Origin of the sequence: Pseudomonas sp. LS_2 (assembly GCF_042709235.1) — a bacterium.
GTDB lineage: Bacteria > Pseudomonadota > Gammaproteobacteria > Pseudomonadales > Pseudomonadaceae > Aquipseudomonas.
Genome location: NZ_JAVAYC010000008.1, coordinates 22,517 through 36,071, shown reverse-complemented (window position 1 = coordinate 36,071; position 13,555 = coordinate 22,517). Strand labels below are relative to the sequence as shown.

The 13,555-nt window shown below is 55.1% G+C and carries 10 protein-coding genes; 4 read left to right on the top strand and 6 right to left on the bottom strand.

Going from position 1 to position 13,555, the window contains the following annotated elements; translation table 11 throughout:
- Window positions 1-197 precede the first annotated feature (197 nt).
- A complete protein-coding gene (locus RAC97_RS09480; protein ID WP_379671433.1) occupies window positions 198-2,432 on the top strand; it encodes an ATP-dependent endonuclease in 2,235 nt (744 codons plus the stop codon).
- Window positions 2,414-4,315 (top strand): UvrD-helicase domain-containing protein, encoded by a 1,902-nt coding sequence (locus RAC97_RS09475; RefSeq protein WP_379671432.1) that lies wholly within the window; start codon window positions 2,414-2,416, stop codon window positions 4,313-4,315. Before RAC97_RS09480 ends, RAC97_RS09475 begins: the two co-directional genes overlap by 19 nt.
- Before the next feature lie 554 nt (window positions 4,316-4,869).
- Here the strand turns inward: RAC97_RS09475 and RAC97_RS09470 are convergent.
- The 6 genes from RAC97_RS09470 to RAC97_RS09445 form a co-directional block, all read right to left on the bottom strand.
- Window positions 4,870-5,553 carry a DJ-1/PfpI family protein gene (locus RAC97_RS09470; RefSeq protein WP_379671431.1) on the bottom strand — a complete coding sequence of 228 codons (684 nt, stop codon included), beginning with the start codon at window positions 5,551-5,553 and terminating at the stop codon, window positions 4,870-4,872.
- Window positions 5,554-5,602: 49 nt separating this feature from the next.
- The gene (locus tag RAC97_RS09465; protein WP_379671430.1) at window positions 5,603-7,216 is read right to left on the bottom strand and encodes a methyl-accepting chemotaxis protein; all 1,614 of its coding nucleotides are present in this window, start codon (window positions 7,214-7,216) and stop codon (window positions 5,603-5,605) included.
- Window positions 7,217-7,272: 56 nt separating this feature from the next.
- On the bottom strand, window positions 7,273-8,577 hold the full coding sequence (locus RAC97_RS09460; protein ID WP_379671429.1) for an ABC transporter substrate-binding protein: 1,305 nt from the start codon (window positions 8,575-8,577) through the stop codon (window positions 7,273-7,275).
- A 314-nt stretch (window positions 8,578-8,891) separates the two neighbouring features.
- Window positions 8,892-10,232, bottom strand: a complete 1,341-nt coding sequence (locus RAC97_RS09455; RefSeq protein WP_379671428.1) for a sensor histidine kinase — start codon at window positions 10,230-10,232, stop codon at window positions 8,892-8,894.
- Window positions 10,229-10,903: a response regulator transcription factor gene (locus tag RAC97_RS09450; RefSeq protein ID WP_379671427.1), complete on the bottom strand. Its 675-nt coding sequence runs from the start codon at window positions 10,901-10,903 to the stop codon at window positions 10,229-10,231. Before RAC97_RS09450 ends, RAC97_RS09455 begins: the two co-directional genes overlap by 4 nt.
- Before the next feature lie 207 nt (window positions 10,904-11,110).
- On the bottom strand, window positions 11,111-12,007 hold the full coding sequence (locus tag RAC97_RS09445; RefSeq protein ID WP_379671426.1) for a LysR family transcriptional regulator: 897 nt from the start codon (window positions 12,005-12,007) through the stop codon (window positions 11,111-11,113).
- A 103-nt stretch (window positions 12,008-12,110) separates the two neighbouring features.
- Between RAC97_RS09445 and RAC97_RS09440 the strand changes: the two genes are divergently transcribed.
- Together RAC97_RS09440 and RAC97_RS09435 are read left to right on the top strand one after the other, a co-directional pair.
- Window positions 12,111-12,533 carry a VOC family protein gene (locus tag RAC97_RS09440; protein WP_379671425.1) on the top strand — a complete coding sequence of 141 codons (423 nt, stop codon included), beginning with the start codon at window positions 12,111-12,113 and terminating at the stop codon, window positions 12,531-12,533.
- Between the two features lie 19 nt (window positions 12,534-12,552).
- Entirely contained in the window at window positions 12,553-13,551 is a 999-nt protein-coding gene (locus RAC97_RS09435; RefSeq protein WP_379671424.1) for a homoserine dehydrogenase, read from the top strand.
- Window positions 13,552-13,555: the final 4 nt, after the last annotated feature.

Genomic DNA, 13,555 nt, shown 5'->3' with positions numbered 1-13,555 from the left:
AGCACCTTGCTATCGCCAGCCTTTGAGGCTAATGTGCCATTACTGATGTTTGCCTGAAAAACCATCTTGGAGAGGCTGATAAGCAGCATGAAGTTTTATGACTGGTAACAGAACCTATCCATGCACCCAAAAACTCACGTAATTCTGCTGTACCCATTGAGCGACGAAAAATTAACTATTGAAGAACGGATGCTACCATGCGAGCCACCAAGGTAAAAGTCAAAAACTTCAGACTACTTAAAGACTTAACAGTCGACCTGGAGAAAAATCTCTCTTTAATAATTGGAAAAAATAACTGCGGAAAAACGTCTTTTTTATTGTGCCTAGAAAAATTCATAGGGAATAGTTCATCCAAAAATAATTTCACCTTTGAAGATTTAAGCAGTGAAACCAAAGACAACTTAATAGAAGTAATTAAAGGCAATCTTCCAAACAACCAAATACTGGGTATTTCTTTACAAATTTTCATTGAATACGACGAGCATGACGACCTGATAAATATCGGTGACAAGGTCATTATGGATCTTGACCCTGATAACAAATTTGTAGTTTTGAGCTTTGACTACAACGTTACACCGGAAGACATCCAAAACATTGTTACAGACTATCAAAAGCTCACAACCAAAAAGGTTGCTACGGGGAAAACCCCAAAAAATCTATTTGACTACCTTAAAGAAAATCATGCTCGCTATTTTAGTATTGTTAGGCGGAGCGTGCGATATGATGCCGCAACCGAAAACATCAACATTAATGACTTTGTGGATTTAGATGCCGAAGGTATCAAAATCTCAAACTTGATAAATTTTAAGTGGATCAGCGCCCGTCGCAACGTGTCAAACAAAGATACTGACAATTCACTTTCGATGCTCTCAGCAAAAATCTATAAAAAACTAGAAGCCACTAATCCTGATGAGAGCATTGTAGAGGAGTTCAAAGACACGCTGACGGACACAGACACCCAGCTAAATGTTGTATATGAAAAAATATTCAAAGACGTGATTGATGATGTCAAGAAGTTTGGAGGAGTAAGTCAGAATGACTCCGTAATAAAGATTGTATCCTCACTCCAACATCGTGACTTACTGGAGGAAAATACGACTGTAATGTACGGCCTGGGGGCCGGCGAGCACAACCTACCGGAGAATTACAACGGTCTAGGCTATCTAAATTTAATAAGCATGATTTTTGAAATAAAACTCAAGCTTCATGATTTTCATAAAGACTTGAACGAATCACCTTCCGACATAAATATTTTATTCATTGAAGAGCCCGAAGCACATACTCATCCACAGCTTCAGAGGATTTTCATAAAAAATATAAAAACGCTTTTGAAGCCAGGGATAAAAAGGGAAGATGGCACTGAGAGGTCACTACAGACAATACTGAGCACTCACTCTTCCTATATTGTATCAGAGAGCGACTTCGAAGATATAAAATACTTCAAAAAAACAAGTGACAGTGTTACTTCAAAAAACCTAAAAAACTTAAAAGACTACTACAATGATGGACAGCATTACACTTTCCTTAAGCAATACCTAACAATCCACAGATCAGAGTTATTTTTTGCTGACAAGGCGGTTTTTATCGAAGGGGATACAGAGCGTGTCCTACTGCCGGCAATGATGATGAAGGTGGATCAAGAGGACATCATTAGAGACTTGAGTACCGGCTCAAAAAGCCCGATACCGCTTCTCTCGCAAAATATATCCATGATTGAAGTAGGTGCTTACTCTCATATATTTGAAAAATTTGTAAATTTCATAGGGGTACGCTCGCTTATCATCACTGATATTGACTCAGCCAATGACCAGCCTGTGCTGGATGACAAAGGAGTTGCCAAAAACAATGCCGACGGGACACCGAAAATTGAGCAGAAAAAATGTAAAGTTGAGGATGGCACCTCAACCACAAATGCCTCTCTAAATTACTTTTTCAAAAACAGCAGCCTAGCTTTTTACATTGGACTTTCTCAAAAAGAAAAGGTCCTTACAAAGGGCAGCGGCTCTAGCTGGGTTCAACAGGAGAGCGGTGATTTATTTTGTGCCTATCAAACTCCCGAGCAGGATGAAACTGGCACAGTTTACCATGCAAGAAGTTTTGAGGACTCATTTTTTCACATTAACCGAAAATTTATGAAGGATCTGGCATTTGATGAGAATTCAAAATTTATAGGAAAGATAAAGTTCCCATCTCTCGTCCAGACACACCTTAAAGATTTCGCAAATTCAACGACAGATGCCTATACTTGTGCAACTAAGGCTGTAGGGAGCAAGCCCTCCTTCGCAATGGAAATCTTGCTTAACAGTACTATCACTCCAACGTCGATAACTGACATTGAAAGTGGAGAATCCGTTACGATCGACGTTGAATTTTCTAATTGGTCTACTCCTGCATATATCAAGGAAGCTCTGACATGGCTGAAGCAAGAATAAATTTAGAGCCTGAAGTACAGGAAATATTTAGAATCATAGACCAAGGCGAAAACTTTCTACTTAGCGGAGGTGCGGGAAGTGGTAAAACCTATTCTCTAGTTCAAGTCATCAAGCAAGTCCTGCGAGAACACGCTCATAGCAAGATTGCATGCATGACTTACACGAATGCAGCAGTGGCCGAAATCAAAAGCAGGATAACAGACACTCGTTTAGAGGTTGGCACCATCCATGAATTCCTTTGGGATTTAATCCGACCATTCAAATCCGAATTGATGTTAAAGCTAATAGAATCGCTTGAAAGCGAGGCGCCGGGCTCAATCAAGCCCCCAAGTACTGACTTTGATCCTCAAACGCTACATGATAAGGAAATCCAATATAAAGAATACACATTAGTGAGAGAAGCCATAATTTCTCATGATGAAGTTTTAATCCTCGCCCACGGCATGTTTAGATCCTATCCGAAGCTCTGTGACATTGCTAAAGACAGATACAGATTTATATTCATTGACGAATATCAAGACACATCCCAAATGGTCATTGAGATATTCCTAGAGCACTTCTTAAGCGGTGTAAAAAACAATGTTGTAGGTTTTTTTGGCGACGCTATGCAGTCAATATATCCGGACGGGGTTGGTGACCTTAAAAAATATGTAGAGGCGAACCGCGTTCAAGAAGTAAAAAAAACTCAGAACAGGAGAAATCCTCGCCTCATTTATGAATTGGCAAACCGCTTGAGAACTGACAATCTTGAGCAGCAAGCATCCCAAGACAGTAATGCACCAAATATGTTAAATGGTAGCGTCATAGATGGCGATGTAAAGTTCATCTACAGCCTGGGGGAAGAGGACAAATTAGCGCAAGTTAAGGATTCGCTTGGCTGGGACTTTAGTGACAGCAAGGAAAACAAAGAGCTAAACTTGACTCACAATTTAATCGCACCCAAAGCTGGCTTCCCCGGACTCATGCTTATATATGACGGGGACAAGATATTAGATTACAGAGACCGGATAAAGAGCTATATCAAAACCAAAGAGCTAGCAGACGACTTCTCGTCACACACATTTGGAGAAGTCATTCAACACTTGATGCAGAGTTTCCCCGAGGATCTGAACAGGATCAACCCCACGCCTGCCATGAAAAGGTTCATCGACGATGCGCCAGAACTTTTTGAACGTGCAAAAAGAGAAAATTACGAAATTTTCCGTCGAATCTATTTAACTAAAGATGCTTTAATAGATGATAAAAAAGACAATCCTGATGACCCGCAGAAAGCCGGCAGTAAAAGAGACGCCTTGATAAAACACTTATTTAAAATCCAGGACATCCTTAGCCTTTATCAAAGACAAAAATACAACGACTTTTTAAAGCGCACAGAATTCAAAATCAGATCTATAGATGACAAGCGAAAGCTTAAAACCGTCATAGAACATCTTAGCGATATGTCAAACACCGAAATTGGGACCGTCATTGACAAGGCAGACGAACTAGGCATCTGCAGAAAAGACGACAAACTGGAAATATTTATTTCTAAAAACAGTTATGTTTATGATCGCGTCAAAAAAATCAAATTCAGCGAATTTCAAAACCTTTATTCTTATCTGGAGGGCTACACCCCATTCTCTACACAGCACAAAATAAAGGGAGCTGAGTTTGATAACGTGCTTGTCGTCCTAGACAATGGAAACTGGTCAAGCTACAACTTCAATTACATATTCGAGGGGCAAGGCACTGAATCTGTCATCGAACGCACAAAGAAACTTTTTTACGTTTGCACTACTAGATCCAAAAAAAGCCTAGCCATATATTACAAAAACCCAAGCAAAACAGCCATTAAAACTGCAACTCAATGGTTCGGGCAAGATGCCGTAACAGTTATTACGTAGTCCGACTTTAGTCATCATCTGGAGATGCTCAATTTCGGCTACAATCGGCCTTGAAGCTGTATCTGGGTGTCTCTGTTCGCGAAGAACTATCCGCAACTCGACACCCCCCATGATGATAAAAAGGATATTTTTAGAGATAGACAGCGCCAATCAATGAAAAAAAACTATAAGAATTAGGTAGATAAATGGTATTTCGACTCCTGGTGCCGCACCATACGAAGTACTCAAAAGGCTCACCAAAAGGTGGGCCTTTTTTGCTTTGGCGCGCGACCTGACTCAGATGGCGAAGGCTCTCAATTCTGACGATCACGCCTACGGCAATCGCCCAGAAGCTACCAGACGCAATGCAAGCCTGATCTGGCGGGCCTGGCGCTAAACTGCGACAGACCTACCGGCTACAAGCATATTGGACGAGTGAGCGCCTTGGGACTCGAAGCTAGTCGACCACTATCCACAGCATTTGTCTGGGGCTGAGCTGGACGCGGCGGAGTATCCAACAAGCACCGAGAGACTGCGGGTTCAGGGACAGGCTGCCAGCCTCGACGGCAATCGCCTCAAGGAAAAAACACCCGATTCCCCACCGCATGGGAAACCAACTTCTCCCGCCCCGCCTGCTTCGCCTGCGAAGCATGATTGACGGCCCGCACGATATCGGGATGGGAATTGAACGGGGTCCCGCCCGCATAAGGCGGTACAGGGTCATGCTCCATCGCAAGTTGAATACTTTTCGCGACCGTCTCGCCTTCCACATCACCGACCAGCCGCAGGATCATATCGATGCCTGAGGTAACGCCGCCAGACGAGTAGATATTCCCATCGATGGTCACCCGTTCATCACAGGCTATCGCTCCGAACTGCGCAAGCAACGCGCGCGACTGCCAATGCCCGCCCGCACGCCGGCCTTTTAGGAACCCCGTAGCCCCCAACAGCAACGAGCCGCTGCACACCGACACCACGTACCTGGCTCGCGCCGCTTCACGCTGGATGAACGACAACCACTGCGCATCCAACATGGCCAGTTCGATACCGTCGCCGCCAGGAATCAGCAAGATGTCGCTGGGCAGGGCCTGCTCGCGGGTCACGTCGGGGAGCAGCCGCAAGCCGCCGCTAGTGCGTACTGGCCAAGGGCTTGCGGACACCACATGAACGCTCCAGCCCGGTGTGCGCGAAAGCACTTCGTAGGCACCCGTCAGACTCAACTGGACCATGCCCGGCACAGCGATGATATTGCAGTGCATCCAATGTCCTCCGTTTGCTCGAGCAGGTCTTCCGACGACATAAAGCCCGTCAGGAAAAGCGATAGGCACCGATCTCGGAGTTGAGCCGCTGGGTGATCGACTTGAGGCTGCCTGCCGAGCTGGCCGAGCGCTCGGCCGACTCGCTGTTCCTGGACGTCATCAAGGCAACCGACTCCACCTGCGCCGCGATCTCGTTGCTGGCCACGCCCTGCTGGGAAATCGCAGCACTGATGTCAGAAGCCAGGTGCAAGGCAACCGATGACGAGTCGCGAATGGCCAGCATCGCCTCCTCCACCTGCACGACCTGCCCTGCACAGGCCTGGGCAAGCTGCATCGCGCCGCGCACCTGTTGCGAAGCCTTGAGGCTGCTCTGTTTCATCTGGTTGATGAAGTTGTTGATCTCGCCTGTCGACGACGCCGTGCGTTCGGCCAACAGGCGAACTTCGTCCGCCACCACGGCAAAGCCGCGGCCCTGCTCACCGGCCCTGGCAGCCTCGATGGCGGCGTTCAATGCCAACAGGTTGGTCTGCTCCGCAACATCACGAATGACCTTCACCACCACATCGATCTGCTGGCTGCGCTGCTCCACCTCTTCGACCAGGTTCACGACGCCTTCGATGCTTTGCCCCACCTGACGAATTTCCTCGGCGGTGCGGCCAATCAGTTGCCCACCTTGCTCGGCGCTGCTGCCCGAGCGGGCCGCCGCCTCGGCAGAAAGCTGCGCGCGATCGGACACATGGGAAATGCTGGTGGTCAGCTCCTGCACGGCAGCCGCCATGCTGTTGGTCGCATCGCTTTGCGTGCGCGAATCGGACGCCACGGCCATCGCGCCCTGCTCCATCGTGCCGGCCATGCCGTACACCTCGTCGGAAGCCTTTTGCAGGGCCAGCATGCTTTTCTCGATCGAGCCGATCAGTTGGTTGAAGGCACTGACCGTCTGGCCAATTTCATCGTTGGAGGTGGCCGGCGATCGCTGCGAGAAGTCCAGCGTTTCGGCCATGTCGCGGGCAGCCTGGCGAAGCGAACGCATCGGCACCAGGATGCTGCGATACAACCAGATGCCCAGCAACAGCACCACCGCGACGGTCACGGCGCTGGCGACGGCGATCTCGTAGCGGGCCAAGGCCATCGAGTCGAACGCACTCTGACGTGACAGATTGCCCAGGCGGTCGCTGTAGTCCGCCCATTCTTCCAGCGCTGCCCTGAGCTTTTGCGCAAGCGGCTTGGCCTGCTGGTCTTCAATCAGGATGGCATCGTCCAGGCGTTGCTCGAGGGCGGCGGTGATGGACTCGTCCACGCTGCTGCGCCACTGGCCGAACAGTTGCTGGCTGGCTTCCATCAAGCGCTTGTCCTGCGCGTCGGTGACCAGCAGCTTGCTGTATTGCTGGAACAGCTTTTCGCTTTTGCTATCGAGTTCGGCACGTTGTACATCCTGTTCTTCATGGCCATTGGTCCAGTAGATGCGTCTGCTCGAAACCGCCTGGCTATGGGCAGTGAAGGTCTGGATGAGCAGGATGGTGTGGGAGCTCTGCAGGGTGTCGTCCGTCAGGCTGCGAATGTCGGTATCCAGACGGTAGAACGTCAGGAATGCGATACCAGCCAACAGCGAAAGCCCTGTGGCGGCGATCACCAGCAGAAGCGTGATACGGGCGGAAACGGTCATGATGGTGTTGCTCCAGGGTGAAGTCCCAGACTGGGCCGGCGGTTGGAAGAGCGCACTCAAGGCATACGGCCTGCGCGACGCATGGCGGCTTCCGTCGACGCTTGGGAGCTGCGCAAGGCCGTGGCGACATCGGTTTTTCCGCTCAGTGCATCCGCCACCTCTCGGGCGACCAACGTACCGATCGACTGAAATTGCGCGATGGTCACGAACTGCACGCCGGTGTAAGGCACCTTCTCCAAGGTCGGGTCGGTCGGGGTAGTGCTCTTGATCGCATCGAACACGAACGCACTGAAGGGTGCGGCGTGCTGGTAGGCCGGGTTTTCATAGGTGGAGGTGCGCGTGCCGGGCGGCACCGCTGCCCAACCGTGCTTGCTGGCCACCAGCTCGATGTATTCACGCGAGGTGGCCCAGGCGGCAAAGCGCTGGGCTTGGGCCTTGTGACGCGAGGCGGCGGGCACCGACAACCCCCAACTCCACAGCCAGTGGCTACCCTTGGAGGTCGTGCCGATGGGGGCGGGCGCGAAGGCGACCTTGTCGGCCACCTGGGACTGCGCCTGCCCATACAGCATGCCGGCGGCAACGGTGGCGTCGACCCACATCGCACACTTGCCCTGGCTGAACAACGCGAGGTTTTCGTTGAAACCCTTGCTGATCGGGTCTGCCGGGCCGAACTGGCGCAGCACCTGGGTGTACACGCCGAGGGCTTGATTCCACGCCGGCGAGTCCAGCGTCGGGCGCCACTGCATGTCGAACCAGCGACCACCGTAAGCGTTGGCCATGGTGCCGAGAAGCGCCATGTTCTCACCCCAGCCGGGTTTGCCGCGCAGGCATATGCCGTGCACACCGGCTGCCTTGTCATCCAGCCGCTGGGCAAAACCGGCGATGTCGCTCCACGTCGGCTGCGGCGGCATGCTGAGGCCGGCTTTGGCAAACAGATCCTTGCGGTAGTAGGTCATGGAGCTTTCGGCATAGAACGGCAAGGCGTACAGCCGCCCCTCGTGGGAAAGCCCATCGCGCACCGACTGGATGAGGTCCGACGCCTGGTAGCTGGGTGGCATGTCCAACGGCATCAACCAACCCTTCTTGGCCCAGAGCGGCGTTTCATAGGCGCCGATGGTGATCAGGTCGAATTGCCCGGATTGCGTCACCGCATCGATCAAGGCGCGCTGGCGCAAGTCGCTTTCCGGGAGCGTTACCCAGCGTAGGCGGATATCCGGATTGGCCGCTTCGAACGCACTGGACAGCGACTTCAACATCACCATGTCAGGGTTGTTGATCGTCGCGATATTGACCGTGGTGGTCGCCGATACCCAAGGCGTGCAACAGCTGGCCAACAGGCCAAAAGCAAAGAATCTGCTCAATTGCAGGTGCTCCAGTCAGCTCTAAGATCGTGCGCAGGCGTGTGCCGCCGGCCACTGGCAGACGCGCTCCGTTTCCCTTCGGAAGATGCCGCACATACGCATCGATGCCCCTGGGCGGCGCTTGCAATGCGTTATGCAGAGAACGTCGACTGGTCAGCGGCTGCTGAGCGACGAACGATTGTCCCTAAACCGGCGGGGGCCGCGCGGGCGCTTACCTGGCGCCCCTTTTCCCCGTGCCCATGGTTGCTGGCGGACATTGCCCGAACATTGCGCACGTCGCCGCCACCGGTCGGGTGCCGTGCCGGCGGGCATGCTCAGCTCAAATCCACCGATTGCAGGTACACGGTAAAGATGGCCCCGGCGCCCGGCACATTGGCGGCAGTGATTCGCCCGCCATGCCGGCTGACGATCTCTTGCACCAGGTGCAGCCCAAGCCCATGCCCAGGCTTGTTGGTGATGCCACGATAGAACGGCTGGAAGATCTGTTCGATATCCGCCAGACACACACCATCGCCCTGGTCGGCAACCGCCACACTGCCATCGGCGGTCACGGTCAAACTGATCCTGCCTCTGCCGCCCCCATGGACCAGCGCATTCTGCAGCAGATTGGCAAGCACCCGGCTCAGCGCATGGACATCCCCCAGCACACCTACTCGCTGTTCGGGCACCAACAACTCCAGCTCGTAATTGCGCGACAGCGCCAACGGCGCCACATCCGCCGCCATATCGCGCGCCAGGGCCACCAGGTCGAGGGGCACCAGTGCCGCTTTCGGCTCATGAAGGCGCTGCAGGTCCAACAACTGCTCGGCCACATTGGCCAAGCGCTCCAGGTCGGTTAACAGCTGCGCTTTCAACGGGCTCGATGGCATTTCATCCAGGCGCACCATCAAGATGGCGATCGGCATGCGCAACTCATGGGCGGCATCGCGTAAAAAACGATTGCGCAGGAAGTATGCTGTGCGCAGCCGCTCCATCGATTCATTGAACGCCGCCACCAGAGGGCGAATCTCGCGCGGGACGAACTCCTCGCTCAGGCGCGAATTCATATCCGATATGTCCAGCGAGGAGGCTTCCACCGCCACGTGACGTACACCGCGCGTGGCACGAAGCACCACCCAGGGCGTGACGGTCAGGTTGAACAGCAACACGGGTATCAGAAAGTAAGGGCTGACAGCCTTGGTGATATTGAAAATCAGCCGGTTGAAATCCGTCGTCGCAGCGCCCCCTGCCAATACATGCACGCGCACTCCGTCGATCACCCTGGAGTCTGCATGCAAGGCCAGTTCCGAGCGTTCTTTGAAAGCGGCAACATCGAGTTTGCCGATCAGCAACAGGTTATCGACGAGGCCCTGATATTCCGCCGGCACCTCACCCAAACGCAGGGTGGGGCGCTGCGCGGCGGCCACTATCACCCATAGCCTGGGGTGCTCCTGCTGCAGTTGCTCAAGCGCCTCGCCACGGCTGAGTGTCAGCTGCTCCCCTACCGTCACCGAGCTCAAGAGCGCATCGGTGACCGACTCATTGACATACGCGACCTTGTCATCGATGAGGTAATAAAGCGTACCCGCCAGAGAGGCCAGCAGCACCGCACCCTGCAACGCGCAAAGGGCCCAGAGGAATCGTGCGGTCAGCGATTGGCCGAATCGGAAGGTCACTGGCACTCCCTGAGCAGGTAGCCGACACCGCGGATGACCACGATCTCGACCCCCGCCTGCGCCGCCTTCAATACGCGGCGCAATTTCGATATATGGGCATCCAGCGCGTTGGACTGGATTTCGTCATCGAGCCCGTAGACCGCCTCGTGCAGGTGTTCGCGCTGCACCGTGCGGCCTTGTCGGTAGATCAACGCTTCGATAATCAACAGTTGCCTGCGCTGCAAGGGCAACACCCGCCCATTGACCCGCACTTCGAGCGCGGCAAAGTCGAACGTCAGCGCACTGATGGTCGCGCACGGCAACCTTACTGTCGCGGGTCGACGTGCAATGGCGCGCACGCGCGCGACCAGCTCATCCACCGCGACAGGCTTGACGATATAGTCATCGGCCCCCTCGTTGAGCCCCGCCACCCGATCGCAGACCTCGCCACGGGCCGTGAGCAAAATGATCGGCAGCACCGCACTGAGCTGACGAGCCACACCGACGAAAGCCAGCCCATCGCCGTCTGGCAAGGTGCGGTCCAAGATCATCAGGTCATGGACCTGCAACTTCAACGCAGACTTGGCCATGAGCAAAGAGTGCACAACATCGACGACCATACCGTAGCGCGCCAAGGCGCCTTGTATGGCAGAGGCCATGTTCGGGTCGTCTTCCACCAACAAGATACGCACGACAACCTCGATACATGGGTTTGGAGAGGGCCCGATAATATAGGCTTTTGCTAAAACCAAACAGAATATTCAGGCACTTCCTGATAAACAGCTACAAGTAACGCTTACTCACTTGCCCGGCGATATTCATTACGTCTCGTATACCAATGTTCCACATATACTTGACCGTTCAATCGACTTTGCAATATCGCCATCCTGCCGGGGTAATTATTCTTGCAACGCCCTTGACGAACTTAGCTCACAGTTAGATTTATCGCGCAGGCACGCCACAAACCCCTTCACCGCATCCGAAACCGCCACCCGCCTGCAAAGCACGCCAATCTCCCGATGTATCGGCTCCCCCCCAAGCGGTATCGCCCGCACCCTCGTCGGCAGCGGCACGATGGTCTCGGTCAGCGGCACCACCGCCACCCCCAACCCGCCTTCGACCATCGCCACCATCGCCTGGATATCATCCACCTCCACCCACTCACGCAGCGTCGGAACGTGCTCACGCAGGTAGCGCTCCACCTGCCGGCCGCCGAACGACGAGCGGTTGTAGCGAATGAACGGCTGCTCCAGCACCAGTCGCTGCCAGTCGTCCCCCCGCACATCCTGGGGGGCGAGCAGCACGTAGTGCTCGCGCACCAGGGGTATCCACTCCAGCTCCTGCGGGGGCTCGAAGGTCGGGCGGATGAGGATGGCCACATCGAGTTCGCCTGCTTCGACGCGGTCCATCATGTGAAGGGAAACCCCTGGCGCCAGGTGCACCCGGCAGTTAGGGAAACGTTGGCGAAACGGCACCAGCGCGCGGGTGACCAGGGTGGCCTGCACCGAGGCGATGGCGCCGACCTGCAGGGGCTTTCCCCATTCCTCGTCAGTGGTCGGCTCGCCCAGCGCGTCGAACCCGGCCACCAGCACTTCGGCGCGGGCCAGGGTGCGCAGGCCGGCAGCATTGAGGGTGGCCGAACGGCCGGTGCGGTCGAACAGGGCGAAGCCCAGGGCTTCTTCCAGACGCCGCATGTGGCCGCTGACGGCAGCCTGGGTCAGGCCCAGGCGGTCCCCGGCGGCGCTGAAGGTACCGTGACGGGCCACGGCGAGCAGGGTGCGGAGTTCGACGATCATAGGGATTGATAACGCTTCGTTGTTCTCATGATAAGAACATATAGTTTTTCATGAGCCTTGTCGCCGGATACGCTGTTTCCACACACCCCAGAGGGATACTCCGATGACCGCACTATGCCCCTTCCACCTCGCCTTCCCCGTCAACGACCTGGCCGAGGCCCGCGAGTTCTACGGCAACCTGCTGGGCTGCAGTGAAGGCCGCAGCTCCGACCAGTGGATCGACTTCAACTTCTATGGCCACCAGGTCGTGGCCCACCTCGCCCCCGACCAGACCGGCAGCGTGTCGGCCAACGCCGTGGACGGCCACGGCGTGCCGGTGCGACATTTCGGCGTGGTGCTGTCCATGCCCCAGTGGCAGGAAGCCGCCGAACGCCTGACCGCAGCGGGCGTCGACTTCATCATCAAGCCCTACATCCGCTTCAAGGGCGAGCCTGGGGAACAGGCCACCATGTTCTTCAAGGACCCCAGCGGGAATGCCGTCGAGATGAAGGCCTTCGCCGATATCAACAACCTGTTCGCCAAGTAACGGTTCGAGGAGCGCCTCCATGCACACCCTCAAGGTCGCCATCGCAGGCTTCGGCGGCGTCGGCCGCACCACGGCCCAGCTGCTGTTGTCCCGCCAGGATCACTATCGCCAGCGCTACGGCGTGGACGTGCGCCTGGTGGCGGTGTGCGGGTCGAAGGCCGGCCTGGTCGCTACCGATGGCCTGCGCGACAGCCAGTTGCAGGCGCTGCAAGCCGACCTCACAGGGCCGGCATTCATCGCCTCCAGTGGCGCCGACCTGCTCATAGAAGCGGGGCCGAGCGACTTCCGTAGCGGCGGCCCAGGCCTGCCCTACCTGCAATCGGCCCTGGCTGCCGGGAAGGACTGCATCGTCATCTCCAAAGGTGCGCTGGTCCACAGCGGGCGCCAGCTGCGCGAACTGGCCAAGGCTTCGGGGGCGACCCTGAAGCTCAGCGGCGCCACCGCTGCCGCCCTGCCTACCCTGGACCTGGTCGGGCATAGCCTGGCGGGCTGCAAGGTGCTGTCGGTCGACGGCATTCTCAATGCCACCACCAACTTCCTGCTCGACTCCATGGGCGCCCATGGGCTCGGCTTCGATGAAGCCTTGCGCCTGGCGCGGGAGAATGGCTTCGCCGAAGCGGACCCACGCAACGACACCGAAGGCTGGGACACAGCCTGCAAGTTGTTGCTGCTGGCCAACTTCGGCCTGGGCGCCGACCTGACCATGGACGACCTCGAAGTCGACGGCATTCACTCGGTCACCCCGGAACTCAGCGAAGGCTGGCGCGCCCAGGGCCTGGTGCCCAAGCTGGTCGGCAGCCTGAGCTACGAGGATGGCAAGGTGCGCGCCAGCGTCGGCATCAAGACCTACCCAATCTCCGACCCGTTCGCCCACGTGCGGGGCAAGAACAAGGCAATCCGCATCCACAGCGATGCCATGGGCGAGACCGTCGCCATCGGCGGCGGGGCCGAGCCCTTGGCCACTGCGGCCGCTGCGTTGAAAGACCTAGAACATATCCTTATGGCCAAGTACGCCTAACGTC

What these genes read in the sequence shown, in the direction of transcription:
- RAC97_RS09480 (WP_379671433.1), top strand. Translation starts at nt 198, where the DNA reads ATGCGAGCCACCAAGGTAAAAGTCAAAAACTTCAGACTACTTAAAGAC.
- RAC97_RS09475 (WP_379671432.1), top strand. Translation starts at nt 2,414, where the DNA reads ATGGCTGAAGCAAGAATAAATTTAGAGCCTGAAGTACAGGAAATATTT.
- RAC97_RS09470 (WP_379671431.1), bottom strand. Translation starts at nt 5,553, where the DNA reads ATGCACTGCAATATCATCGCTGTGCCGGGCATGGTCCAGTTGAGTCTG.
- RAC97_RS09465 (WP_379671430.1), bottom strand. Translation starts at nt 7,216, where the DNA reads ATGACCGTTTCCGCCCGTATCACGCTTCTGCTGGTGATCGCCGCCACA.
- RAC97_RS09445 (WP_379671426.1), bottom strand. Translation starts at nt 12,007, where the DNA reads ATGATCGTCGAACTCCGCACCCTGCTCGCCGTGGCCCGTCACGGTACC.
- RAC97_RS09440 (WP_379671425.1), top strand. Translation starts at nt 12,111, where the DNA reads ATGACCGCACTATGCCCCTTCCACCTCGCCTTCCCCGTCAACGACCTG.
- RAC97_RS09435 (WP_379671424.1), top strand. Translation starts at nt 12,553, where the DNA reads ATGCACACCCTCAAGGTCGCCATCGCAGGCTTCGGCGGCGTCGGCCGC.